The sequence below is a fragment of the uncultured Bradyrhizobium sp. genome (genome assembly GCF_936928535.1).
GTDB lineage: Bacteria > Pseudomonadota > Alphaproteobacteria > Rhizobiales > Xanthobacteraceae > Bradyrhizobium.
On the sequence record NZ_CAKZHY010000095.1, the window covers coordinates 75,772 to 99,925 of the forward strand.

The window sequence follows — 24,154 nt, forward strand, 5'->3', positions numbered from 1 at the left end:
AGAGCGAAATCATGCCCGAGCGCTACATCAAGTCCGAGCCCTATGCCTGGCCCTACAACGGCGACCTGCGCCCGGAGAACACCGCGCTCATCGTCATCGACATGCAGACCGATTTCTGCGGCGTCGGCGGCTACGTCGACAAGATGGGCTACGATCTCTCGCTGACACGGGCGCCAATTGAGCCGATCAAGAAGCTGCTCGCGGCGATGCGCAAACAGAGGTTTCACATCATCCATACTCGCGAAGGCCATCGCCCCGACCTCTCTGATCTGCCCGCCAACAAGCGCTGGCGCTCGCGCCAGATCGGCGCCGGCATCGGCGATCCCGGCCCGTGCGGCCGCATCCTGGTGCGCGGCGAGCCCGGCTGGGACATCATCGAGGAGCTTGCACCGCTGCCGGGCGAGCCCATCATCGACAAGCCCGGCAAGGGCTCGTTCTGCGCCACCGACCTCGAGCTGATCCTACGCGTGCGCGGCATCGAGAACATCGTTCTCACAGGAATCACCACCGACGTCTGCGTCCACACCACCATGCGCGAGGCCAACGATCGCGGCTTCGAATGCGTGCTGCTGCACGATTGCTGTGGAGCGACCGACAAGAGCAACCACGACCACGCGCTGAAGATGATCAAGATGCAGGGCGGCGTGTTCGGCGCGGTCTCGACCTCGGACGCCTTCATCGGAGCGATCTCGTGATCATCGGCGAGCCGCCTCCGCTCATCGGCGCCTTCGGCGTCGACGCCATTGCCATGACCATGCGCTTTGGCGACTTCCTGGCGTTGGATAACGTCGAGCTGAAGGTGCGGCCAGGCTCGTTCCATGCACTGCTCGGCGAGAACGGCGCCGGCAAGTCGACGCTCGTCAAATGCATCATGGGCTACTACCACGCAACCGAAGGCGACATCCTCGTCGGCGGGCGCGAGCAGGCGATCGCCAACCCGAAGGATGCTCATGCGCTCGGCCTCGGTATGGTCTATCAGCACTTTACGCTGGTGCCCGCCATGACGGTTGCCGAGAACCTCGTGCTGGCCCGCGATGACGTGCCACCCGTGGTGAATTGGCCGAAGGAGATGAGGGAGCTCGAGGCGTTTCTCGACCGCATGCCCTTCAAGGTGCCGCTCTCGGCAAAGGTCTCCGACATCTCGGCCGGCGAGCGGCAGAAATGCGAGATCCTGAAGCAGCTCTATCTGAAGCGCCGCTTCCTGATCCTTGACGAGCCGACCTCGGTGCTGACGCCGGCCGAGGCCGATGAGGTGCTCGGCATGCTCCGCGACATGGTCGTCAAGGGCGAGCTGACCATCCTGATGATCACGCACAAATTTCGCGAGGTCATGGCCTTCGCCGACGAGGTCACCATCCTGCGCCGCGGCAAGCTTGCCGGTGCCGGCAAGGTCTCCGAGCTCACGCCCGATGCGATGGCGCGCACCATGATTGGCGCCGAGGAATTGACGGTTCAGCCGCCCCGGACCGGCGAGGCCGGTCGGGCGCGGCTGGAGTTGGCAAAGGTCCGCGCGCTCGACGATGCCGGCGCCGTGGCCGTGCACGACGTCTCCCTCACCGTGCGCGCGGGCGAGATCGTCGGCATCGCCGGCGTCTCCGGCAACGGCCAGCGCCAGCTCGTCGAGGTCCTCGCCGGCCAACGCGAGGCCGAAGGCGGCGAAATTCGCGTCGCCGGCGATCCCTATCACGCCAGCCGCGAGGAGATGCGGCGCCACAAGATGTCGCTGCTGCCCGAGGAGCCGCTGAAGAATGCCTGTGTCGGCGGCATGAGCGTTGCCGACAACATCGCCTTCCGCGAGTTCGACCGCGCGCCTTTCGCCAGCGGCGGCTGGTGGCTCAATCGCGGCGCCTTCCGCGACGACGCCAAGAAGAAGATCGGCCAGTACAAGATCAAGACGCGCTCGCCGGAGACGCCGATCTCGGCGCTGTCAGGCGGCAACGTCCAACGCGCCGTGCTCGCCCGCGAGCTTGCCGGCGATGTCGAGGTGCTGATTGCGGCCAATCCCTGCTTTGGGCTCGACTTCGCCGCCGTGGCACAAATCCACGCCGAGATCATGGCCGCCCGCAACCGCGGCGCGGCGGTGTTGCTGGTGAGCGAAGACCTCGACGAATTGCTCGAACTCTCGGACCGGCTGGTGGTGATGTTCCACGGCGAATTCGTGTATGAAGCACGGACCAGCGAGGCCGATCTCACCGAGGTCGGCCGGCACATGGCGGGGCACTGACTACGGAGGGGCGATGGACGGCAGAGGCGAACGCGACGAGCACTTCCTGCGTTTGTCCTTCGCGGTCGCGCGCCGCTCCCTCACCCATGGCAACCATCCCTTCGGCTGTATCGTCGTCGATGCCGATGGCAAGGTGTTGATTGAAGCCGAGAACGGCTACATGCCCGACCATGACGGCACCGCGCATGCCGAACGCCTCGCGGCCACGCAGGCCTGCCGCACGCTCGCCAGCGAGGTGCTGGTATCAGCCACGCTCTATTCCTCCGCCGAACCCTGCGCGATGTGCGCGGGCGCGATCTATTGGGCGGGCATCGGCCGGGTGGTCTATGGCCTCAGCGAGCACCGCCTGCGCGACATCACCGGCAACCACCCGGAGAACCCGACGCTCGACCTGCCCTGCCGCGACGTCTTTGCCAGCGGCCAGCGACCAACCGAGGTGATTGGCCCGCTCCTGGAAGACGAGGCCGCAGCGCTGCACGACGGCGTGTGGACGAAGTAGGTTCTCCGAGGACCGGTACCGCTCGCTCTCCGGCAAAAAACGAAAAACAACCCCATGCACAGTAGAACCGCGATGCCTCGCCCGCACGAGGTCTACTCGGCTGTCATTTCGCATTTTTCGAATATCGCTTGATGCGTCGGGCAAAACAGTGGCATTATGCCATCATCGCATTCTTGAAAACGCGGCCAGTCCGCCGCTGCTTGTCATTGCGCGCGCAGCGAAACAATCCAGAGAGGCTAGCGCGGATGCAGTCTGGATTGCTTCGTCGCAAGGGCTCCTCGCAATGACGGCGAGAGAGCGTCGATCCTGTTGAAGGGGCGCAGGGCAGTCGGAACTGCGCCACAAACCGAAAGGTCCAATCGCATCAGCGACCGGGCCTTTGATTTTTCTAATGACGCCGCGCATTTCTGCGCGGCGCCATCCGTACCCTGGCCTCAGCCGCTCAGAACTTCACCGTCACGCCACCATAGACGGTGGACTCGGTGCAGCTGTTGGTGCTCTGGCCGGTCGCGGCGACGGTGCAGACGCCCGCCATGGCGTTGTGGTCGAGGCCGAACTTGTTCTGCCAGTAGCGGTAGGCGACCCAGAGGTCGACGAAGTGCGAGTACTTGTCACCCCACGCCGCCTTCGAGGCGTCGAAGGTCAGGCGGATCGGTTCGCTGTTCAGCTCGGTCTTCGAAGCGGTCGAGAACCGGCCGATGCCCGAGAGCGCGGGAAGACCGTTCGAGTCGCCCTTGGGGCCGTACCAGCCGGCACGGCCGCTGATCGACCAGAACTGCATGTTCGGCGGCAGGAAGCCGAGATCCATGTAGTAGTTGATCTCGACGGCCCAGGTCGCACGATAGCTGACGTTTCCGTCCGCGTTGCAGGTCACGCCCGCGACACCGGCGCCGAACAGGCCGCACTGCGTGAAGGCGTTGTGGTTCAAGAACTCCCAGTACACCAACGGAGCGACGTCGATATAGCCCTTGTAGGGAAGGTCGAAGGCGAACTGCAGACCGGCAACCACGTCACGCTTTGCGGGCGCAAGAAAGTTGTTCTCGGTGTTCGCGTCCATGCCGACTTCGAACGAGACGTTGTGCAGCGGGCCCGCGGTGAAGGCCTTGGTGTTAAACAGCTCGTTCCAGCCGAAGGTCGAACGGAACAGGCCGTAAATCTCGGTCGCGCCTGCGCAATTGGCAGCGCCGCCGGTGATGGTCACGCCCGGCGCGGTACAGGGCGAGGTGGGGTCGTTATGGCCCGACTTGAACATCGAGATCGTGAAGAAGTTGGTGCCGTAGGCCCAGAGGTCGAAGTGCGTGAACGAGTAGACCTGCTTGGGCGTGGTGCCGTTGATGCTGCCGTCCGGCCGGGTGCTCCACATGCCGGGGTCGGTCCCCTTCGGCATCCAGGAGAACGACACGCGGTCATCGATCACCAGGAAGAACGGAAGGTCCGGCGCCTTCTTGGCCGCCTTGACCGGCAGATCTGCCGCGTGAACCCAGCCACCGGTGGCCAGCGTAGCAAGTGACAGCGCCATTGCTGCAACTCCCTTGAAGCGAAACGACATCCTGAATACCCCCAAGTTTGGACACGTAAAAATCAACGTCCCTTGGGCGACACTTGCTCCGAACTCCCGAGGTGAGAAGCCTCAACTTTTTTCAAGGCATGCCGCATGTTTCGGCAACGCGCGACGATTCACCACGGAAATCCCAGGGTTTTCGCGTGTCGTTGCCGCGCGGGATCGACAACGCAATGCCGAACATTCCCGGTTGATTTCGTTTGCGTTTTATTCCGACCGCGCAACCCAAAGCCTGGTGTTGGCAGCAGCTGCCGCGCCGATGCCGCGTTGCATACGCGTGCTGGCGCGATTTTGCTCAACTTCACATCAAGCCTGCACAGCGGGTTCCGATTTGATTTGAACCGTCACAAATTTGCAACAGACCTCGCCGGCAGCGGCGATTGCGACGGCTGCGGCCCGCCCGCTGCAGCCAATCATCGCCCGATAAGGACCGCTAGCCGCGACACCAGGGCGCTGCCGAAGCGTTAAGCAAGGGATGACGCTTTTTCACACCTTACGCGGTGGTTTAAACTAGCCCAGTATTGAGGCACTTCGTCCCATGCCAGCGTATCAGCGAATGTTAGATCCGACGCTCAACGGCCTGCATTCCGGCGAGTCCCCGTTGCTCAGAACGGTCGGGCTGACCAAGCGCTATGGGGATTTCCTCGCCAACGATTCCATCGACATCGACGTCTGGCCGAAGGAAATCCATGCCCTGCTTGGCGAGAACGGCGCCGGCAAATCGACGCTGGTGAAGGCGATCTATGGGCTGATCCAGCCCTCTGCCGGCGAAATCCGCTGGCAGGGCGAACCGATCGTGCTGTCCGGTCCCTCCGAGGCGCGCAGCCGCGGCATCGGCATGGTGTTCCAGCACTTTTCGCTGTTCGACAACCTCACCGTCGCCGAGAACGTCGCACTTGGCCTCGACGGCAAGGAATCGTTCAAGGACATGTCAGCGCGGCTGGAGCAGGTGTCCAGGACCTACGGACTGCCGCTCGATCCCCGACGGGAGGTCTGGCAATTGTCCGTCGGCGAGCGCCAGCGAATCGAGATCGTCCGGGCGCTGATGCAGGACCCGAAGTTCCTGATCCTGGACGAGCCGACCGCGGTGCTGACGCCACAAGAGGCCGACCAGCTCTTCGTCGTACTGGAGCGGCTGAAGGCCGAAGGCCGCGCCATCCTCTATATCAGCCACAAGCTCGATGAGGTGAAGCGGCTCTGCGACACCGCCACGATCCTGCGCGGCGGCAAGAAGGTGCAGACCTGCAATCCCCGGCTCGAGACCGCTGCCTCGCTCGCGCGCATGATGGTTGGAGGCGAGATCAAGGAAGTGAAGGCGGCGGCCGGGCGGCAGACGACCATACCGCGGCTCGTCGTCAACGATCTTTCGCTGGCGCCCGACGAGGCGCACGGGGTGCGGCTCGAGCACATCTCGTTCGAGCTGAAGGGCGGCGAGATCCTCGGCATCGCCGGCGTCGCCGGCAATGGTCAGGACGAATTGTTTGCCGCCCTGTCCGGCGAGCGGTTGTCGAAGGATCCCGGGACGATCGTGATCGAAGGCATCGCTGCCGGCCACCTCTCGATCACCAAGCGGCGCAAGCTCGGCGCGGCCTTCGTGCCCGAAGAGCGGCTCGGCCACGGCACTGCGCCGCGCATGAAGCTGTCGGAGAACGCGCTGCTGACGGGACACGCCGCCAGCGGCATGGTCAATCGCGGCTTCATCGACACCGCCGCCACGCTGAAGACCGTGGACAAGGCGACCGAAACCTTCGACGTGCGCAAGGCCAAGCGCGACCCGGAAGCCGCATCCCTCTCCGGCGGAAACTTGCAGAAATTCATCGTGGGCCGCGAGATCCTGCGCAATCCCGCTGTGCTGGTGGTGAGCCAGCCGACCTGGGGCGTCGACGCCGGAGCTGCCGCCGTCATCCGCCAGGCGTTGCTTGACCTTGCGACTGCAGGTGCCGCGGTGCTCGTGACCAGCCAGGATCTCGACGAGCTCGCCGAGATCGCCGATCGCATCGCCGTGATGTTCCACGGTCGCCTGTCTGCTCCACTCGCCGCAAGCGAGGCGACGCGCGAGAAGCTCGGCCTGTTGATGGGCGGCAGCAGCCTCGAGCCGAAGGAGGCCGCGCATGCAGTTGGTGCTTGAGAAGCGCACTGAGCGCTCCAACACGATCGCGCTGGTCTCGCCGCTGATCGCGATCGGCCTGACGATCGTGACCATGACCATTCTGTTCGCGATCCTCGGCAAGAATCCCGTTCTCGCGCTGCAAGCCTATTTCATCGCGCCCTTGACCGACAGCTATTCGCTCCAGGAACTCGCGGTGAAGGCGACGCCGCTGGTGATGATCGCGATCGGGCTGTCGCTCTGCTATCTCGCCAATGCCTGGAACATCGGCGCCGAGGGGCAATTCCTGATCGGCGCCGTGGCCGGAAGCTGGATCGCGGTGAAGACGCAAGGAACTGACGCTGGCGCATGGGTGCTGCCGGCGATGCTCGTGCTCGCGGCCGCCGCAGGCGCGCTCTATGCGCTGATCCCTGCGATCTGCAAGGTGAAGTTCGGCGCCAGCGAGATCCTCACCAGCCTGATGTTGGTCTATGTCGCCGACCTCTTGCTGGACTATCTCGTGCGCGGTCCCTGGCGCGATCCGAACGGGTTCAACTTCCCGACCACGGCGGAGTTCGATCCCGTGGCGACCGTCCCGCTGCTGATCGAAGGCGGACGGCTGCATCTCGGCTCGATCATCGCGTTGCTGGTCGTCGCAGCAGCGGCAATCCTGCTCGGACGCACCATCAAGGGATTCGAGATCCGCGTTGTCGGTGCTGCGCCGCGTGCGGCGCGGTTCGGCGGTTTCAATGCCAACCAGTTGGTCATCCTGACCTTCGCGGTGTCGGGCGCACTCGCCGGCCTTGCCGGCATCATCGAGGTCGCTGGTCCTGTCGGACACCTCCAGCCCGGCATCTCGCCCGGTTACGGTTTCACGGCGATCATCGTCGCGTTTCTCGGGCGGCTGAACCCGATTGGAATATTAATTGCAGGCCTTTTTCTCGCGCTCACCTTTATCGGCGGCGAGCAGGCGCAGATCGCAATGAAGATCCCGTTGGACGTCACCAAGGTGTTCCAGGGCATCCTGCTGTTCTACGTGCTCGCCTGCGATTCTCTCATTCTCTATCGCTTCAAGCTCGTCTTGGCGAACCGACAGGTGGCCCGTGGAGCTGGTTGAAGCCATCATCCTGTCGATACTCGCCGCATCGACACCGCTGCTGATCGCGGCAACCGGCGAGCTCGTCACCGAGCGCTCCGGCGTGCTCAATCTCGGCGTCGAGGGCATGATGATCGTCGGCGCGGCCTGTGGCTTCGGCGGCGCGTGGCTCACCGGATCGATCTTCATCGGCGCGCTGTTCGGCATCATCGCAGGGATGCTGATGTCGCTGATCTTCGCGTTGATGGCACTCGGCCTAGCCGTCAACCAGGTCGCGACAGGTCTGGCGCTGACCATTTTCGGCATCGGGCTATCAGGCCTGATCGGCGCCGGCTTCGTCGGTGAACGCCTCACGCCGGCCGCACACCTGTATGTTCCTGGCCTCACCGACATTCCGCTGATCGGCCGCGTGGTGTTCGGCGAAGATGCCTTCGTCTATTTCTCCATCGCGCTCATCGTCGGCGTGTGGTGGGTCCTGTACCGCACGCGTGCGGGATTGATCCTGCGCGCCTGCGGCGACAATCACGTTTCCGCACACGCGCTCGGCTATCCCGTGCTGCGCATCCGCACCCTCGCCGTGATGTTCGGCGGCGGCTGCGCAGGTCTTGCCGGCGCCTATCTGCCGCTTGCCTATACGCCGTTCTTCATTCCCGGCATGACCGCGGGCCGCGGCTGGATCGCGCTCGCGCTGGTCGTGTTCGCATCCTGGCGGCCCGGCCGGCTCGTGATCGGCGCCTACCTGTTCGGCGCGGTAACGATCCTGCAACTGCATGCGCAAGGCTGGGGCGTTGGCATTCCCTCGCAATTCATGTCGGCGCTGCCGTATCTGGCGACAGTCATCGTGCTGGTCCTGCTCTCCCGCGCGCGGACCGGCGGCTCGACCGCGCCGGCCGCGCTCGGCACCGTGTTCGTGCCTGACCGCTAGCATTTTGGTTTCCACAGCATGCGCGATGGGGCGCGCACGCCGTGGATCGTGGCTTTCCCCTGATGTTTGGAGATTGACGATGAGGAAATCACTTCTTGCGCTGGCTGCCGGCCTTCTGCTCGCCGGAAGCATCAGTGCAGCTTCCGCCGCCGACAAGCTGAAAGTCGGCTTCATTTACCTCGGCCCGATCGGCGATCTCGGCTGGACCTATCAGCATGAGCTCGCGCGCCAGGCGCTGGTGAAGGAGTTCGGCGACAAGATCGAGACCACCTATCTCGAAAACGTTCCCGAAGGTCCCGACGCCGAGCGCGCCATCGAGCAGCTCGTCCGCGCCGGCAACAAGCTGATCTTCACGACCTCGTTCGGCTACATGGATCCGACGCTGAAGGTCGCCAAGAAATATCCGAACGTGCATTTCGAGCACGCGACCGGCTACAAGCGCGACAAGAACATGTCGACCTATTCGTCGAAGTGGTATCAGGGCCGCTACATTCAGGGCCTGATCGCGGCCAAGATGTCGAAGTCAGGCGTGCTCGGCTATATCGGCTCGTTCCCGATTCCGGAGGTCGTCTCCGGCATCAATGCGACGATGATCGCGGCGCAGACCATCAACCCGAACATCAAGGTCAAGATCATCTGGGCCAACACCTGGTTCGACCCGGGCAAGGAAGCCGATGCCGCCAAGGCGCTGATCGACCAGGGCGCCGACGTGATCATGCAGCACACGGATAGCCCGGCTGCGATGCAGATCGCCAGCGAACGCGGCAAGCTCGCCTTCGGCCAGGACTCCGAGATGATCAAGTTCGGCCCGAAGACCCAGCTGACCTCGATCCTCGACACCTGGGGCCCCTACTACATCGAGCGCGTCAAGGCCGAGCTCGACGGCACCTGGAAGTCCGAGGACACCTGGGGCGGCCTCGACAGCCATATGTTCGCCATGGCGCCGTATACCAACATGCCTGACGACGTGAAAAAGATGGCCGAGGATGCCCAAGCCGCGATCATCGCTGGCAAGCTGAACCCGTTCAAATGCCCGGTCCTTGGGCAGGACGGCAAGGAGATCGAGTGCAAGGGTGGCACCAGTCTCGATGCCGGCCAGATCCTCGGCATGAATTTCTACGTCAAAGGCATCGACGACAAGCTGCCGGGCAAGTAGCACGCTTCTTGCTTTGACCAAATCACCTGCTCCTCCCGGAGGAGGTTCGGAGGGGGTGGCCAGAAGCACCCGGCACTTGTGGTCGCCCCCTCTTCTATTTCCTATCCCGCGTGCATTGCTCGCGCCGCGCTGCTGTGCCGGCGGATCAGGTCCGGAATGTCGAGTTCCGGGATCGCGCCGTCGACCACAGCCCAGTTCCCCGCCACCATCACCCTGTCAGCCCGATGCGCGCCGCACAGCACCAGCGCGGCCAGCGGATCGCCATGCCCGGAGAAGCGAAGCTCGTCGAGCTTGAACAGCGCAAGGTCGGCGGCCTTGCCGACCGCGATCTCGCCGAGCTCCGGGCGGCCGACGCAGGCCGCCGAGCCCCGGGTCGCCCAACGCAGCGCATCCTTGTGGCTGACCTTGGTCACGCCATAGCGCGCCCGTTGCAGCAGGAACGCCGCGCGCACCTCCTGCATCAGGTTCGATCCATCGTTCGAGGCCGAACCGTCGACACCGATGCCGATGCCGACGCCGGCCTCTTCCATCTCGCATACCGGGCAGCAGCCGGAGGCCAGCAGCTGGTTACTGCAGGCGCAGTGGCTGATGGTGGTCTTGGCCTTGCCCAGCCGCTTCATCTCCTCAGTGTTGAAGAAGATGCCGTGCGCGAGCCAGGTCCGCGCGTTGAGCCAGCCGCATTGCTCGAGATAGTCGAGCGGGCGGCAGCCATACATCTGCTCGCAGAACTTGTTCTCGTCCTCGGTCTCGGCGAGGTGGGTGTGCAGGCGCACGTCGAGCTTGTCGGCGAGATCGGCGGTGGCGCGCATCAAGGACGTCGTCACCGAGAACGGCGAGCAAGGCGCGAGCGCGATTTGCACCATCGCATCCGCGCCGCGCTGATGGTGCTTGGCGACCACGCGTGCGCTATCGGCAAGGATGGTGTCCTCGTCCTGGACGACGCTGTCAGGAGGCAGGCCGCCATCGCGCTGCGACAGGTTCATCGAGCCGCGCGTCAGCAGCACGCGGACGCCGAGCCGCTGTGCGACGCCGACCTCGATATCGACGGACTCCTCGAGCCCTGCCGGGAAGACGTAGTGATGGTCGGTCGTCGTCGTGCAGCCCGAGAGCAGCAGTTCCGACATCGCCACGGTGACGCCAAGCTCGAGCGCCTCGGGCGTCATCTTGGCCCACACCGGATAGAGCGCCTGGAGCCAGGGAAACAGCTCGCGGTCCATCGCCGCCGGCAGCGCCCGCGTCAGCGTCTGATAGAAATGATGATGGGTGTTGATGAGGCCAGGCAGCACGACATGCTGGTTCGCATCGAACACCGCAACGTCTGGGGTCACAGGCGTCGCGCCTGCGGGCACGAGTTCGACGATACGGCCATCCCTCACGACGATCCCGCGTCCGGCGCCGTCTGCGAGAATGGCCAGGGGGCCCCTGATCCAGATCGGATTTGCCTCGCTCATGACTCTATTTCTCCTCGCCCTCGTTAGCGAAGCGCCTGCAGCGCAAAGCCATCCCGAGAGCATGATTGCTGCGACTTGTTGTTGCTACTTGGCGCTGGTCTTGCAAGACTTTACCTCGACACAAATCATCCGGCGCAGGCGACGTTGCAGCCATGGACTTGAATACCATCACAGCGGTCTCCCATCCGCAAACGCGATCCGAGCTGCCCGTTTGGACGCCAGGTGATGCTTGGCTCGCGGGCGGCACCTGGCTGTTCTCCGAGCCGCAGGTCCATCTCACACGGCTGATCGATCTCACCGATCTGAAATGGCCGGCGCTGACGATCACCGAGAGCCACCTCAGCATCGCCGCCACCTGCACCATCTCGCAACTCGATGCGTTCACCTGCCCGCCTGACTGGCACGCCGCCCCCCTGATCAGTCAATGCTGCCGCGCATTTCTCGCCTCGTTCAAGATCTGGAAAACGGCGACGGTCGGCGGCAATCTCTGCATGTCCCTGCCGGCGGGGCCGATGATTTCGCTCACGGCCGCGCTCGATGGCGTCTGCACCATCTGGAAGGCCGGCGGCGGCGAGCAGAAGATTCCCGTCGCCGACTTCGTCACCGGCAACCAGCGTAATCGCCTGTCGCCGGGCGACCTGTTGCGGCAGATCGACATCCCGATTGCGGCGCTGAAGCGCCGCTCCGCGTTTCGCCAGATCTCGCTTGCACCGGTCGGCCGCTCTGCAGCACTTCTGATCGGAAGCCTCTACGGAAATGGCACGCTGAAGCTGACCGTGACCGCATCGACGGTGCGCCCGATCCAGATGTCGTTTCCTGGACCGCCCGATGCGAGCACGCTTCGCGCCGCGATCTCCGAGGAGATTCCCGATGATCTCTATCATACCGACATTCATGGCAAGCCGCTCTGGCGCAAGCACATGACGCTCCGCCTCGCCGAGGAGATCCGCGCCGAACTTTCGGGTGCAATGTCGCCATGAGCTTCGAGATCAACGGCGCGACATTTTCGCAATCGCCGCGCGCCGGTCAGTGCCTGCGCACGTTTCTGCGCGAGCTCGGCCATTTCGGAGTGAAGAAGGGCTGCGACGCCGGCGATTGCGGCGCCTGCACCGTGCTGCTCGACGGCGAGCCCGTGCACAGCTGCCTGATCCCCGCGTTTCGCGCGGAGGGACGCACCGTCACCTCAATCGAGGGACTCGGCGGCAAGGACGGCGCGCATCCGATGCAGCAGGCCTTCCTCGATGCGCAGGGATTCCAGTGCGGCTTCTGCACGGCCGGCATGATCATCACATGTGCCTCGCTGAACCAGGCGCAGCGCACCGATCTCGGCGCCGCGCTGAAGGGCAACATCTGCCGCTGCACCGGCTATCGCGCGATCGAGGACGCGATCCACGGCAACAGCAATGTCGAGGCGGATATCGAGGCCGGCGGCGCCTTTGGTCGCAGTCTGCCGGCGCCGGCAGGGCCGGACGTCGTCCGCGGCAAGGCGCGCTACACGTTCGATACTGATATCGACGGCCTGCTGCACATCAAGCTGCTGCGCTCGCCGCACGCCCACGCCAGGATCGTTTCGATCGACAGATCCGCGGCGATGGCGGTGCCAGGCGTGCACGCAATCCTGACGCATGAGGATGCGCCATCGGTACTGACATCGACGGCGCGGCATGAGAAGGACTGGATGGATCCCGAGGATACCCGCATCCTCGACGACGTCGTCCGCTTCATCGGCCAGAGGGTCGCCGCGGTAGTGGCCGAGAGTGAGGGCGCGGCCGAGGAAGCCTGCCGTCGGCTGAAAGTCGCGTACGAGATCTTGCCTGCGTTGATCGATCCGGAGCAGGCGATGCTGCCGGGCGCGCCGCTCGTTCACCCCGACAGGACCAGCGCCAACCGCGTTGCCGACGCGAAGCGCAACCTCGTCGCGGAGATTCATGGCGAGTTCGGCGATGTCGCCGCCGCACTCGCCACATCCGCCGTCACCTACGAGGCCACCTTCCACAGCCACCGCGTCCAGCACGCCGCGCTGGAGACCCATGGCGGCCTCGCCTGGCTTGACGAAGCAGGCGTGCTCAACGTCCGCACCTCGACGCAGGTGCCATTCCTGACGAGGCGCGCGCTCTCGGATATCTTCCAGCTTCCGATGGACAAGGTCCGCGTGTTCTGCGAGCGCGTCGGCGGCGGTTTTGGCGGCAAGCAGGAGATGTTCGTCGAGGACATCCTGACGCTCGCCGCGCTGAAGACCGGCCGGCCCGTCAAGCTCGAGCTCACTCGCGAGGAGCAGTTCATCGCGACCTCAACGCGGCATCCGATGCGCGTCCACATCAAGGCCGGCGCCGATGCCGACGGCAGGCTCACCGCACTGCAGCTCGATCTGCTCTCCAATACCGGCGCCTACGGCAATCACGGCCCCTCCGTGATGTTCCACGCGGTGAACGAGTCGATCGCGGTCTATAATTGCCCGAACAAGCGTGTCGACGGCCACGTGGTCTATACCAACACAGTGCCGGCGGGCGCATTTCGTGGCTATGGGCTGCCGCAAGCCCAGATCGCCGTGGAAGCCGCGATCGATGAGCTTGCGAAGCAGCTCGCCATCAGCCCCTATGACATGCGTCGCCGCAACATCATCAGGTGCGGCGATCCCATGCTGTCGCCGCCGGAGTCAGACTATCACGACGTGCTCTATGGCTCCTACGGGCTCGACCAGTGCATCGACCTCGTCGAGCGCGCGATGCAGGCGGATCGGCCGCAAGCCGAGCTGTCGCAGGACTGGCTGACCGGCGACGGCATTGCACTGACCATGATCGATACGGCGCCGCCTGCCGGCCACATCGCGGACGCCAAGATCGCGCTCAGCGATGATGGCACATTCGACCTCACCGTCGGCACTGCCGAGTTCGGCAACGGCACCAGCACCGTGCACCGGCAGATCGCTGCGACCGTGCTCGCGAGCACCGTCGACCGCATCCGCCTGCGCCAATCCGACACCGCCCATGGCGGCCACGACACCGGCGCCTATGGCAGCACCGGCACCTTCGTGGCCGGCAAGGCAACCGAAGCCGCAGCTTTGCGGCTTGCGGCCGATCTGAAGGCGGCGGCTGCCGGTGCGTGGCTTTGCGATGTCACGACGTGCACGCTCGAGGGCGAATTCGTCGTCAGCGGCGTGCGGCAGATGTCCTTGACCAAACTCGCCAGGCTCGCACGCGAGGCGGGTCGCCCGCTCGCAGCGCACGGCAATTCCGAGGGAACGCCGCGCTCAGTCGGCTTCAACGTGCAGGGCTTTCGCGTCGCCGTGAACAAGGCCACCGGCGAGATCAAGGTTCTCAGGAGCGTGCAAGCGGCCGATGCCGGCGTAGTCGCCAATCCCATGCAATGCCGCGGCCAGATCGAAGGCGGCGTCGCGCAGGCGCTCGGTGCGGCGCTCTATGAGGAGATGGTGATCGACGCGGAGGGCCGCGTCACCAATCCCAAATTCCGCGACTACCATCTACCGTCCTTCGCGGACGTGCCGCGCACGGAGGTGTTGTTCGCCGAGACGTCCGATACGATCGGGCCGCTGGGCGCAAAGTCGATGAGCGAGAGCCCTTACAATCCGGTCGCCGCAGCACTCGGCAACGCGATCGCGGATGCCACCGGCATCCGCTTCACCGCACCCCCATTCAAGCCGGACCGGCTGTTTCCGGCGCTGCACGAGAAATTCGCCGACTAGCTGCCGCGATAGGTCGAATAGCTCCAGGGCGTGACCAGCAGCGGCACGTGGTAGTGGCCTTCCGGCTCGCTGATCGCAAAGCGCAGCGGGATCTCATCGAGGAACGGCGGGTCGGGAAGCTGCACGTTGCGCTCGGCGTAGTATTTCCCGATGTTGAAACGGAGCTCGTATCGGCCGATCGGCAGCGGGCGGCCGCCGATCAAGGGCTGATCGGTGCGGCCGTCAGCGTTGGTGACGCCGCGCGCGATCACGCGGCTCTCGCCGAGACTGGCGAGCTCAACCAACTCCACCGCTATACCCGCCGCCGGCTTGCCGAAATGATTGTCCAGCACGTGGGTCGAGAGCCGGCCGTGCACTTTCAGCCGGTCGTCGGCGATGACGAGCTGATCGAGCCGCAGCGCGGAGATACGGCCGATCTCCTCGATCGCGCGTCGTGTTTCGGTCTTGGCAATGTTGCGCAGCCGCGTCTCGAAGTCGCGCAACACCGAGTCCTTGGTGTGACGCCGCACGCAGACGATATAGGGGAAGCCGAATTTTTCGCGGTAGGCGTTGTTGACGCGCTCGAACGCGGCGTATTCGGCCTCCGACAGCCGATCAAGGCCGGCGCTGCTCTGCTCACTGGTCGATTCCGCCGTCAGGCCCGCCGCGCGCTGGGTTTTGTTGGCGAGATCGGGATGCGCGCGGATCAGCGCCAGCTGCGCGTCGGGCTCGGCGCCTTTGATCGCCGCCATTATCGCGTCGAGCAAGGCATTGATGCCAGCAAACGGGCGACGCGTCGCTACCTGCTGAGCGATCCAAGGCGAGTATTCGACCACGTTTTCGAGCACCGCGACAAAATCGTCGGTGCTCGCGGCGTTGAGATCAGCGAGCGAGATCTGCGACATCGTCTCACCTGAGCTCGAACGCGTCAGTGGCGAGATGTGCGTGCTTGTCGTGCCAATGCTGCGCGATCTGGAGTCGCGTCGGCACCCAGACGCGCTCGTGCTTGCCGATATAATCGAGGAAGCGGATCAGGCCCGCGGCACGCCCCGGGCGGCCTGCGAGACGGCAGTGCAGCCCAACCGACATCATCTTCGGCGCGGTATCACCCTCGGCATAGAGCACGTCGAAGGAGTCTTTCAGATAAGTGTAGAACTGCTCGCCCTCGGCAAAGCCCTGCGGGTTGATGAACCGCATGTCGTTGGCATCAAGCGTATAGGGAATGATGAGCTGCTTGCCGCCTCCGCCCTTGACCCAATAGGGCAGATCGTCGGCGTAGGAATCGCAGAGATAGAGGAAGCCGCCCTCCTCCATCAGCAAGCGGTTGGTGTTGATCGAAGAGCGCCCCGTGTACCAGCCGAGCGGCCGCGATCCGGTCGCCTCGGTGTGGACGCGAATAGCCTCGGCGATCTCGGCGCGCTCCTGCGCCTCGGTCATGTCCTTGTGCTCGATCCATTTCAGGCTGTGGCTCGCGATGTCCCAGCCGGACTCCTTCATCGCCGCGACGACTTCCGGATTCCGCTTCAACGCGGTCGCGACACCGAACACGGTGGTCGGCCACTTCCGCTCATCAAACATCCGCCACAGCCGCCAGAAGCCGGCACGCGAGCCATATTCGAACATGGATTCGATATTGGCGTGGCGCTGGCCCGGCCAGGGCTGCGCGCCGAGCACGTCGGACAGAAAGGCTTCCGAGGCACGATCGCCGTGCAGGATGTTGTTCTCGCCACCTTCCTCGAAATTGACGACGAACTGCACCGCGACCCGGGCATTGCCGGGCCACTGTGGATGCGGCGGGTTGCGACCGTAACCGCGGAGATCGCGCGGGTAACTTTTGTCAGTCACTTAGACTTCCTCGAAGCGGATCGGCAGCGCGCCCTTCCACAGCACGCTCTTGCCGAGCGTCGCCAGATTCTCCAGGCCCGAGGTCACGGTGATGAAGTGATTGCCGGCGAGCTGGCCCATCTTGCTGGCGAAGTGCACGCCGCCATAGGCGAGCAAGATCTCGGTCTCGCTGATGCCGCCGGGATAGAGGATGATCTGGCCCGGCGCGGGATAGCTGGTGTGGTTCTCGTAGCCGACACCGAAATCGAGATCGCCGAGCGGCATCCAGACGCCTTCGCCGCTCCAGCGCACATGGATGATGTGGCTCTCGAACGGCAGCGCCTTGCGGAACGCCGCGACGGTCTTGGGCGCCGCCTGCTCTTCGAAGCTGGCATCGAAGGTGAAATCACCGGCGCGGATTACGAGTTTGCTCATCTCAACTCTCTGGATCGGGGGCCCGAGGGGATCAGAGGCACCCCACGGGGAACTTGCACGCAAAGAGCATTCCAGCGGGCTTCGCGCAAGTGCGCGGCTGCCCGTTACCTGCGATCGTAGGACCAGCCGAATATGCCGCTCCGCCGCACCTCCGGCTCTGGCTCCGCAGCGGCTGTCGCCGGCGGCGCCTCCTTCAGTTCCGCCTGCGGCGGGGGCGAAGGCGGCGCCGGCAGGTTCTCGCATTTCATGGAATAGACCAGCTTGCCGTCCGCGGTGCGTCCGATCGGGGCGCAGGGGTCGGAATGTGCCGCCGATGTCTTGGGCGCGGGTTTGACCTGCGCCACAGCCGGCGAGGCGATCAAGAGCAGGACCAGCAGATATTTCGACATCGTTGTCGCGCCCGAAACCTTCATGGCCCCATTCAACCGGATTGCGCAGATCAAGTCCATCCGGGCCGCCCAAGGCAATTGCCGAATATTTAGCCTGATTGCCGCGGGCGTTGATGCTGTTGGTCCGTCATCCCCGCGCAATCGCAAAGCCATTGTCGCCGGAGCGAATTAGTGAACATGCACAGCAATGACGGAGGGTGAGGCGAGAGCCGGCTCTCCAAAGGATCCTGTCATTCCCCGCGTAGGCGGGGAATCCAGTCCGCTGCGGCTTCTCCGTTCAATCACACCTGCCTCTGGAATACCGGATCGCCCGCCTTCGCCGGCGATGACAGCGGGCATGCTCAATACGGATTGTAGTAGTAGCGCGGGCCACCATAGTAGCCGTAGTCGGGACCATAATAGCGCGGGCCGCCATAGTAATAGTTGTCGTAATATTCCTGGCGTCGGCTCTCGGCGATCGCGCCTCCGATCAGACCGGCCGCGGCGCCCATGAAGGCAAGGCCCGCCGCGCTCGGCCCGCGCCGGTAATAGCGATGACGGCGCGCGGCGCTGAAATCCGTCGCGTTGGACGAGCCCTGCCCGGCCGTGGCGGCGGGCGGCGCCTTGGCCACTGCCGGTGACGCGGCAGCCGACGGCGAGGCGGATGCAACGACCAAAGCAAGACCGGCGCACGCGGCCAGTGCAGCGCTGCGGCCAATTCTCGATGTCACGGACCTGTCACTCATCTTCACGTCCTCTGCTATCGCCAAAACAAGACATATGGAAACACGGGATAACGCACAAAGCACTGGAATGGTTTCGTGATCGCGGCAATCTGCCACGCCTTGACTGGTCATGCGGCCTCTAGGCCCTGTAACTCCAATACTTCCGCAGCGCATCGCCTGCGGCCTGGAGATCGAAGCGCTGGTCGGGCGCGAGTTGCTGCACGATCAAATTGAACATGTCGTTCAGGATCGAGCGCTTCTCGCCGAAATAGGAATGGCGCAGGCCGACCAGGCTGGTGTCGACCAGCGAGGCATCGATGGTGTCGACGCCGTCGACGATCGTCAGCGCTTCGCCGGCCTCGCCCGCCCGGGGATAGCCGTGCACGAATTTCGAGGCCAGCAGCGCAACGTCGCGCGACGAGGCATAAAGCGTGACGCGCGCGGCGCAGCCTTTGAATTTAGCGGCGAGCTGAACGAAGCGGTCGCGGTCGATATCGGGCGCGGCAAAGATGATTTGACCGAGCTTTGCGGCGCCGGCCGGCAGTTGCCAGGACGTCACGCGTTCGAGCGTATTGATCACCGCGCGGTTGCCCATGCTGTGAGCGATGACGTGGACCTTGCCGGCACCGATTTCGCCGAGGGCAAGCTGGAGGAACGCCTCGAAATGATCGCGCGACCAGTCGATCGTGCTCTCGTCCACGGTGTACTTCTTGGTATCCGCTGCCGACGCCCAGCTATACAGCAGCGTCCGGCCGGCGAATTTCAGATCCACCGCGAGCTGCCCGGCGCGCCGCGCCGCATCCTCGAACGTCACGTTGTAGCCGTGCACGAAGATCAGGACGTCGTGCAAATCCGCCCCCGCAAGGGAGTCCTTCAGGCTTGTGACGAAGGCGTCCCTGCCCAGCACTCCCACCGTCTTGAGGATGACATGCTTTTCCGGATCGGCCGAGAATTCGAGACGCCACCAGCTCGGGCTGGTGAGCTCGCCCAGGTCACGGCCACGCGTGGGCACGCTGACCTCCGCAACCCCGAATGACGGCGTCCCACGCGCACCGCCAAAATAGTGCGCCGGCGTGTCGTCTCCCCTGTCACGATCGGTGCCGTAGAAGACGGGGATGGTGACGACGCCTGTCGCCTCGTCCGTGGTCGGCTGGACGATATCGGGAACGACCAGCGGAGTTATCCGGCCGCGGCGCGTCACAGTCTCCGTAACGGGCGCGGCCATGTCTTCCATCACGTGCTCGACGAGTTCGGTGGCCTGAGCCTCCGCGAGCAACCGAACGAGCAGCAGATCAAGCGACTGACGAAGCCTCGCCGGATCCTCACCCTTGCCGGCGCGACCGGCCAAATCCTGCAATTCGTCGCCATAAGCGGGCCATTTGTCGCCCAGCAGATCTTTCAGCGGGGGCCCAAGTTCGAGCAAGGCAAGCAACAGGCGAAGCGTGTCCGACATCGCACGTCCCTCGTCGCTGGATGCGGCCAGGCGCCAGCCCCGCCGTCGGTCCCTAGCCTAGAGGTTGTGAACGATCTGGCAAGTCCGCTCGGCGTGCCAGCGTCAACTTGCCCGGGGTGAGGATCTCAGGACAGCGCCCCCAGCACGCCGCGCGTCGCCTTGTCGATCTCCTCGACATAGCGGCGGCGGGCGGTGCTCTCGGTCAGGAAGCCGACCACCTTGCGGCTGTCGGTGGAATCGACCACCGCCAGCATTTCGGCCTCGGCCTCGTCGAACACCGCCATGGCGCTCTTCACGTTCATTTCCGGGATCAGCACGATCTCGGTCAGCCGCGCGAGCTCGATGATCTGGATATCGTCGGCGATGGTGTCGAGGTCGCTCGAGAACAGATCGGGCAGCAGGACCAGGCCGACATATTCGTCGGCGTTGTTGACGATGACGACGCCCGGGCGCGATCCCAGCGGAAATTCGCTGCGGGTCGCGGCAATCGTCGTGCTCGACGGCACCTTGCCGACGTCGGAGCGCATCAGCCGTTCGACGGTGAGGTTGCGCAGCCAGCCGACGTCATTGGCGCTGCGAATGGTCTCGCCGCGCAGATGCAGGCGCCAGGTCGAGAAGGAGTGGCCGAACATGAAGCGGACGCAGATCGAGGTGACGATGCAGCCAGCCAGCACCACGGCGGTGACGTCGACATTGCGAGTCATCTCGAGCACGAGGAACGACATGGTCAGCGGGCCGCCGACAATGGCGACGCCCAGGGTCGCCATGCCTGTCAGCATCGCCACCAGCGGATCGATCGCGAAATTCGGGCTGATCAGGAGCAGCACCGCTGAGAAGAACTTTCCGATCAGGCTGCCGACGAACAGGGAGGCGAAGAACAGACCGCCGCGGAAGCCCGAGGCCAGCGAGATCAGGCAGGCCGTCACCTTCAGCGCGATGACGATCGCAATCAGGCCGATCGTCATGTCATGGAACAGATCGAGCACCATGGCGCCGTGGCCGGCCGCGAGCACCTGGGGCGTCACGATGGCGAAGCCGCCGACGACGAGGCCGCCGATGACAGGACGCAGCCAGACCGGCAGCCATTTGAACAGCCGCTCGAACATCGAGGACGAGCGCATCACCGCGATGCCGACACCGCTGGTGACGAGCGCAAGCCCGATCAGCGCCAGATATTGCTCGACGCCGACGGCGCTGACCTTGGGGATTTCGATGGAGTACGGCGCGCCGCCGAGCCATTGCGCGGTCAGCGCGCCGGCGAGCGAGGCCGCCAGGATCGGCGCGGCGCTGCCGACCGAATAGACACCGACAATCAGCTCGCAGGCGTAGAATGCGCCGGTGATCGGCGCGCCGAACGCCGCGGCGATCGCCGCCGCGGCGCCGCAGCCGACGATCAGGCGAAGATCGTTACGGCGGAGGTTGAAGAATTTGCCGAACAGCGAGGCGATGCCCGAGCCAATCTGGGTGTAGCCGGCCTCGAGGCCGACCGAGGCGCCGCAACCGTTGGAGATCAGCGTCTGGCTCGACACCACGATGCTGTCGCGCATCGACAGATTGCCGCCGCGCAGCGCATTGGCCTCGATCGGGTCGACCGCGCTGGAAATCTTCAGCCGTCGCCGCCACCATTCCATGATGCCGAGCGCCAAGCCGCCGAGCGCGGGCGCGGTCAGCGCCGCCCAGGGATTGATATAGGTGTTGGCCGACAGGCGCACGTCGATCGGAATGCCGTAGATCACCACGTGGGCGATCTGCGCGATCTCGGCCATCAGGGTCACGATCGCGCCGGCCAGCGCGCCGATCACGAGCGCGAAGGGTATCAAATAGAACTCGTTGCTGCGCAAGAGCGCGCGCAGCCGAACCAAAGTGCGGTTCGTCCCCTTGCGATCGACGATATGCCTGATCCGCGCGAACACCTTCTGCCCGTCCTACCCTTCCGACAGGCCGTAGCCGGCCATGCGCTGACGGACCCGTTCGATCTCCTCGCTGGAGAGCAGCGGCGGTTTGCCGATCTGGAGACAGCCGTGATATTGCCGCGCCAGCGTCTCGACCTCGACGGCGAGCCACATCGCCTTGTCGAGCGTCTGGCCGATCGCGATCATGCCATGATGGTTGAGCAGGCAGGCGAGCCGGCCCTCCAGCGCGCGCACCGCATGGCGGGACAATTCCACTGTCCCGAAGGTTGCATAGGGCGCGCAGCGGATGCTGTCGCCGCCGGCCGCCGCGATCATGTAATGCACCGGCGGGATCTCCATGCCCATGATCGCCAGGATGGTGCAATAGGTCGGATGGGCGTGCACGACGGCGCCCGCGTCGGCGCGCGCCTTCAGGATGTCCAGATGGAAGCGCCACTCGCTGGACGGCTTCTGGCGAGGAGCATGCGAGCCGTCCATCGCCATGAAGACGATCTGGTCCGGCGTCATGGTGTCATAGGGCAGGCTGGTGGGCGTGATCAGGAGACCCTCGCCATGCCGCACGCTGATATTGCCTGATGTGCCCTGGTTGATGCCGAGCGCATTCATGCGGCGGCAGGCATCGATGATGGCTTGTCGCTTTGCGAGCTCGTCCGCTGTCATCGACATCCTGATTTTATCTCGACTTCTTGGCGTTGGACGTTGTTAGACCGGAAGTACGTCAAAGCAACATGGCAGTGCAAGCGAAAGCGGACGGGATTGTTTGCAGTCTTGTTTGATGTACCGTTACACCAAGGAATATACTGTAAAATCAACATATTATCAGATTGACGCAGCCCTATGACAGGCTGGCCCGGACGGCCGAGATTCCGTTGATCACGAACTGCACCGAATAGGCCGCCAGCAGCATGCCGAGCACGCGCGAGAGCACGGCATTTCCGGTGCGCCCGAGCGTGCGCGCAATCAGGTGCGCGGAGACGAAGCAGAGCATGCAGAGCAGGCAGACCGCCAGCACGATCACGATGATGATCGCGAGCCTGGCCCCGTAGCCGGCATTGCCCGACAGCAGCAGCGTGGTCGCGATCGCCCCGGGACCGGCCATCATGGGGATGGCGAGCGGAAACACCGCGACATCGGAGGCGTGCTCGGCCATGGCCTTGTCGGCCTCCCGCGCCTCGCGATGCGGCCGGTCGCCGAAGATCATCTGATAGGACACGCCGAACAGCAGCAGCCCACCTGCGATCTGGAAGGCGGGGATGCCGATCCCGAGCTGGCGCAGCAGCCAGTTTCCGGCCAGCGCGATCACGACCAGGATCGAGGCCGCGATGAGCGGCGCCCGCAACGCCACGGTCCGCTTGCTCGCCTCGGGCATGCCGCCGGTCGCGGCCAGGAACGCCGGCGCAAGGCCAACGGGATCGACCACCAGCAACAGCGTGACGAAGGCGGACAGGGCGAAGTCGAGCATGGGTCAGGCGCCTCGGGCGAGCGTGGACGGCCAGCCATAGCGGCTCGCGCAGACCTGCGCGAGGAACATTTGCCTGTCCCGGTTCTTGATCGCGTGAGGATTGGGGAAGGAAGAGCCTTCCCGTGTCACCTCATGAGGAGGACCAATGGCGAAGAAAGCAAAGAAACGTGCATCTGCGAAAAAGACCGCATCACGCCGCCCGAGGCGGGCGCCTAAGATGCTGAGCGACCTTTTCCTGGAAACGCTGAAGGACATCTATTACGCCGAGAACAAGATCATCAAGACGCTGCCGAAGATGGCCAAGGCCGCGCATTCGAAGGACCTTGCGGCCGCCTTCAACAAGCATCTGCGGGAGACGCAGGGCCAGGTCAAACGTCTGGAGCAGATCTTCGGGATGCTGGACAAGCCTGCACGTGGCAAGCCCTGCGAGGCGATCAACGGCATCACCGACGAAGGTGCCGAGATCATGAAGGACTTCAAGAACGCCCCTGCCCTCGATGCCGGCCTGCTCGCGGCGGCGCAGGCGGTCGAGCACTACGAGATCTCCCGTTACGGCACACTTCGCACCTGGGCCGAGGAGCTCGGCATGCCCGAGGCGGCAAGGCTGCTTCAGGATACGCTGGACGAGGAAGAGGCGACCGACCACACCCTGTCCGAGCTCGCCACGTCGGTCATCAACCTCGAAGCGGAGGCCGAATACCGCCAAGCCGCCTGAATCCCGACCTCCCGCCCAATTGTTGCCTTCGGCGCCGCGGAACATCTTTCGCGGCGTCGATGCGTCTGAGCGCAAGGGACCTGCTCCACTTCGAGAGGCAGGCATGCCGCAAACGCCCGATGCTGGAATTTGCGGGAACCATCACCATATCCCCGTTTTCCAACCGCAGCGCCTTCTCCCGAGTTTAGCCATGCAACCCAAGAATCCCTTTGACTGGATGCTGTCCGAGGCCCTCGACCAGCTGACCCGCGCCGAACGGCTGCGGCAGCAGTTCGGCCGTCAGGACACCTGCTGGGAGCCGCCGATCGACGTGCTCGAGACCGAGCATGAGCTTTTGATCCTGGTCGCGCTTCCCGGCGTCAATCCGGACAATGTCGAGACTGTCATCCATGACGGGGTGCTGGTCATTTCCGGCCAGCGCACGCTGCCGCCGGAGCTTCGCAACGCCCGCATCCACCGGCTCGAGCTGCCGCAGGGGCGTTTTGAGCGCCGCATCGCATTGCCCCTTGGCCGCTACGCCATCAGCCGCTTCGTAATGGACGGCTGCGTCGCACTGCGCCTCGCCAAATCCTGAGGTCG

22 protein-coding genes are annotated in these 24,154 nt (G+C 64.5%); 11 read left to right on the forward strand and 11 right to left on the reverse strand.

Translation table 11 applies throughout. The annotated features are described in order from the left end of the window. Window positions 1-11: 11 nt before the first annotated feature. The 3 genes from Q0687_RS17820 to Q0687_RS17830 are packed head-to-tail and all read left to right on the forward strand — an operon-like array spanning window position 12 to window position 2,723. Window positions 12-695 carry an isochorismatase family cysteine hydrolase gene (locus tag Q0687_RS17820; RefSeq protein ID WP_298879082.1) on the forward strand — a complete coding sequence of 228 codons (684 nt, stop codon included), beginning with the start codon at window positions 12-14 and terminating at the stop codon, window positions 693-695. After that, window positions 692-2,224 carry an ABC transporter ATP-binding protein gene (locus Q0687_RS17825; protein ID WP_298879084.1) on the forward strand — a complete coding sequence of 511 codons (1,533 nt, stop codon included), beginning with the start codon at window positions 692-694 and terminating at the stop codon, window positions 2,222-2,224. Before Q0687_RS17820 ends, Q0687_RS17825 begins: the two co-directional genes overlap by 4 nt. 13 nt (window positions 2,225-2,237) lie before the next feature. Then, window positions 2,238-2,723, forward strand: coding sequence for a nucleoside deaminase (locus tag Q0687_RS17830; protein WP_298879085.1), 486 nt, complete (start codon window positions 2,238-2,240; stop codon window positions 2,721-2,723). Between the two features lie 442 nt (window positions 2,724-3,165). Here Q0687_RS17830 and Q0687_RS17835 read toward each other — a convergent pair whose 3' ends face one another. Further along, window positions 3,166-4,272, reverse strand: a complete 1,107-nt coding sequence (locus tag Q0687_RS17835) for a hypothetical protein (RefSeq protein ID WP_298879086.1) — start codon at window positions 4,270-4,272, stop codon at window positions 3,166-3,168. A 568-nt stretch (window positions 4,273-4,840) separates the two neighbouring features. On the opposite strand from Q0687_RS17835, the gene Q0687_RS17840 reads away from it, so the two are divergent. The 4 genes from Q0687_RS17840 (at window position 4,841) to Q0687_RS17855 (ending at window position 9,547) form a co-directional block, all read left to right on the forward strand. Next, on the forward strand, window positions 4,841-6,412 hold the full coding sequence (locus tag Q0687_RS17840; protein ID WP_298879087.1) for an ABC transporter ATP-binding protein: 1,572 nt from the start codon (window positions 4,841-4,843) through the stop codon (window positions 6,410-6,412). Beyond that, window positions 6,396-7,487, forward strand: coding sequence for an ABC transporter permease (locus Q0687_RS17845; protein ID WP_298879088.1), 1,092 nt, complete (start codon window positions 6,396-6,398; stop codon window positions 7,485-7,487). Before Q0687_RS17840 ends, Q0687_RS17845 begins: the two co-directional genes overlap by 17 nt. After that, complete coding sequence (locus Q0687_RS17850) at window positions 7,474-8,391, forward strand: ABC transporter permease (protein ID WP_298879090.1); 918 nt, start codon at window positions 7,474-7,476, stop codon at window positions 8,389-8,391. Before Q0687_RS17845 ends, Q0687_RS17850 begins: the two co-directional genes overlap by 14 nt. Window positions 8,392-8,470: 79 nt before the next feature. Continuing rightward, window positions 8,471-9,547: a BMP family ABC transporter substrate-binding protein gene (locus Q0687_RS17855; RefSeq protein WP_298879092.1), complete on the forward strand. Its 1,077-nt coding sequence runs from the start codon at window positions 8,471-8,473 to the stop codon at window positions 9,545-9,547. A 101-nt stretch (window positions 9,548-9,648) separates the two neighbouring features. Here Q0687_RS17855 and Q0687_RS17860 read toward each other — a convergent pair whose 3' ends face one another. Next, on the reverse strand, window positions 9,649-10,998 hold the full coding sequence (locus Q0687_RS17860) for an 8-oxoguanine deaminase (RefSeq protein WP_298879094.1): 1,350 nt from the start codon (window positions 10,996-10,998) through the stop codon (window positions 9,649-9,651). A gap of 152 nt (window positions 10,999-11,150) precedes the next feature. Between Q0687_RS17860 and Q0687_RS17865 the strand changes: the two genes are divergently transcribed. Together Q0687_RS17865 and Q0687_RS17870 are read left to right on the forward strand one after the other, a co-directional pair. After that, on the forward strand, window positions 11,151-11,978 hold the full coding sequence (locus Q0687_RS17865) for an FAD binding domain-containing protein (RefSeq protein WP_298879096.1): 828 nt from the start codon (window positions 11,151-11,153) through the stop codon (window positions 11,976-11,978). Continuing rightward, window positions 11,975-14,701 (forward strand): molybdopterin-dependent oxidoreductase, encoded by a 2,727-nt coding sequence (locus Q0687_RS17870; protein ID WP_298879098.1) that lies wholly within the window; start codon window positions 11,975-11,977, stop codon window positions 14,699-14,701. Before Q0687_RS17865 ends, Q0687_RS17870 begins: the two co-directional genes overlap by 4 nt. On the opposite strand, the gene uraD is transcribed toward Q0687_RS17870, so the two are convergent. From uraD to Q0687_RS17915, 9 genes are all read right to left on the reverse strand, one after another. Continuing rightward, the gene (gene uraD / locus Q0687_RS17875; RefSeq protein ID WP_298879099.1) at window positions 14,698-15,585 is read right to left on the reverse strand and encodes a 2-oxo-4-hydroxy-4-carboxy-5-ureidoimidazoline decarboxylase; all 888 of its coding nucleotides are present in this window, start codon (window positions 15,583-15,585) and stop codon (window positions 14,698-14,700) included. The genes Q0687_RS17870 and uraD overlap by 4 nt on opposite strands. Before the next feature lie 4 nt (window positions 15,586-15,589). Further along, window positions 15,590-16,525: an allantoinase PuuE gene (gene puuE, locus Q0687_RS17880; RefSeq protein WP_298879100.1), complete on the reverse strand. Its 936-nt coding sequence runs from the start codon at window positions 16,523-16,525 to the stop codon at window positions 15,590-15,592. Continuing rightward, entirely contained in the window at window positions 16,526-16,939 is a 414-nt protein-coding gene (locus Q0687_RS17885) for a DUF3830 family protein (RefSeq protein ID WP_298879102.1), read from the reverse strand. 104 nt (window positions 16,940-17,043) lie between these two features. Continuing rightward, entirely contained in the window at window positions 17,044-17,328 is a 285-nt protein-coding gene (locus Q0687_RS17890; protein ID WP_298879491.1) for a hypothetical protein, read from the reverse strand. 341 nt (window positions 17,329-17,669) lie between these two features. Continuing rightward, complete coding sequence (locus Q0687_RS17895; RefSeq protein WP_298879104.1) at window positions 17,670-18,053, reverse strand: hypothetical protein; 384 nt, start codon at window positions 18,051-18,053, stop codon at window positions 17,670-17,672. 118 nt (window positions 18,054-18,171) lie between these two features. Beyond that, window positions 18,172-19,485: an alpha/beta hydrolase gene (locus tag Q0687_RS17900; RefSeq protein ID WP_298879106.1), complete on the reverse strand. Its 1,314-nt coding sequence runs from the start codon at window positions 19,483-19,485 to the stop codon at window positions 18,172-18,174. 125 nt (window positions 19,486-19,610) lie between these two features. Beyond that, on the reverse strand, window positions 19,611-21,398 hold the full coding sequence (locus Q0687_RS17905) for a chloride channel protein (protein ID WP_298879108.1): 1,788 nt from the start codon (window positions 21,396-21,398) through the stop codon (window positions 19,611-19,613). Window positions 21,399-21,410: 12 nt separating this feature from the next. Further along, window positions 21,411-22,064 (reverse strand): class II aldolase/adducin family protein, encoded by a 654-nt coding sequence (locus Q0687_RS17910; protein WP_298879110.1) that lies wholly within the window; start codon window positions 22,062-22,064, stop codon window positions 21,411-21,413. 169 nt (window positions 22,065-22,233) lie between these two features. After that, on the reverse strand, window positions 22,234-22,860 hold the full coding sequence (locus Q0687_RS17915) for a MarC family protein (protein ID WP_298879113.1): 627 nt from the start codon (window positions 22,858-22,860) through the stop codon (window positions 22,234-22,236). Between the two features lie 145 nt (window positions 22,861-23,005). Here Q0687_RS17915 and Q0687_RS17920 point away from each other — a divergent pair, with 145 nt between their 5' ends. Together Q0687_RS17920 and Q0687_RS17925 are read left to right on the forward strand one after the other, a co-directional pair. After that, window positions 23,006-23,575, forward strand: a complete 570-nt coding sequence (locus Q0687_RS17920; protein WP_298879115.1) for a ferritin-like domain-containing protein — start codon at window positions 23,006-23,008, stop codon at window positions 23,573-23,575. A gap of 190 nt (window positions 23,576-23,765) precedes the next feature. Continuing rightward, a complete protein-coding gene (locus Q0687_RS17925) occupies window positions 23,766-24,149 on the forward strand; it encodes an Hsp20/alpha crystallin family protein (protein ID WP_194466963.1) in 384 nt (127 codons plus the stop codon). The last annotated feature ends 5 nt before the right edge of the window (window positions 24,150-24,154 follow it).

Coding starts and splice junctions, on each gene's coding strand:
- Q0687_RS17820 (WP_298879082.1), top strand. CDS start 12: ATGCCCGAGCGCTACATCAAGTCCGAGCCCTATGCCTGGCCCTACAAC.
- Q0687_RS17830 (WP_298879085.1), top strand. CDS start 2,238: ATGGACGGCAGAGGCGAACGCGACGAGCACTTCCTGCGTTTGTCCTTC.
- Q0687_RS17835 (WP_298879086.1), bottom strand. CDS start 4,272: ATGTCGTTTCGCTTCAAGGGAGTTGCAGCAATGGCGCTGTCACTTGCT.
- Q0687_RS17840 (WP_298879087.1), top strand. CDS start 4,841: ATGTTAGATCCGACGCTCAACGGCCTGCATTCCGGCGAGTCCCCGTTG.
- Q0687_RS17845 (WP_298879088.1), top strand. CDS start 6,396: ATGCAGTTGGTGCTTGAGAAGCGCACTGAGCGCTCCAACACGATCGCG.
- Q0687_RS17855 (WP_298879092.1), top strand. CDS start 8,471: ATGAGGAAATCACTTCTTGCGCTGGCTGCCGGCCTTCTGCTCGCCGGA.
- Q0687_RS17860 (WP_298879094.1), bottom strand. CDS start 10,998: ATGAGCGAGGCAAATCCGATCTGGATCAGGGGCCCCCTGGCCATTCTC.
- Q0687_RS17865 (WP_298879096.1), top strand. CDS start 11,151: ATGGACTTGAATACCATCACAGCGGTCTCCCATCCGCAAACGCGATCC.
- Q0687_RS17870 (WP_298879098.1), top strand. CDS start 11,975: ATGAGCTTCGAGATCAACGGCGCGACATTTTCGCAATCGCCGCGCGCC.
- uraD (WP_298879099.1), bottom strand. CDS start 15,585: ATGTCGCAGATCTCGCTCGCTGATCTCAACGCCGCGAGCACCGACGAT.
- Q0687_RS17885 (WP_298879102.1), bottom strand. CDS start 16,939: ATGAGCAAACTCGTAATCCGCGCCGGTGATTTCACCTTCGATGCCAGC.
- Q0687_RS17890 (WP_298879491.1), bottom strand. CDS start 17,328: ATGTCGAAATATCTGCTGGTCCTGCTCTTGATCGCCTCGCCGGCTGTG.
- Q0687_RS17895 (WP_298879104.1), bottom strand. CDS start 18,053: ATGAGTGACAGGTCCGTGACATCGAGAATTGGCCGCAGCGCTGCACTG.
- Q0687_RS17900 (WP_298879106.1), bottom strand. CDS start 19,485: ATGTCGGACACGCTTCGCCTGTTGCTTGCCTTGCTCGAACTTGGGCCC.
- Q0687_RS17910 (WP_298879110.1), bottom strand. CDS start 22,064: ATGTCGATGACAGCGGACGAGCTCGCAAAGCGACAAGCCATCATCGAT.
- Q0687_RS17915 (WP_298879113.1), bottom strand. CDS start 22,860: ATGCTCGACTTCGCCCTGTCCGCCTTCGTCACGCTGTTGCTGGTGGTC.
- Q0687_RS17920 (WP_298879115.1), top strand. CDS start 23,006: ATGGCGAAGAAAGCAAAGAAACGTGCATCTGCGAAAAAGACCGCATCA.
- Q0687_RS17925 (WP_194466963.1), top strand. CDS start 23,766: ATGCAACCCAAGAATCCCTTTGACTGGATGCTGTCCGAGGCCCTCGAC.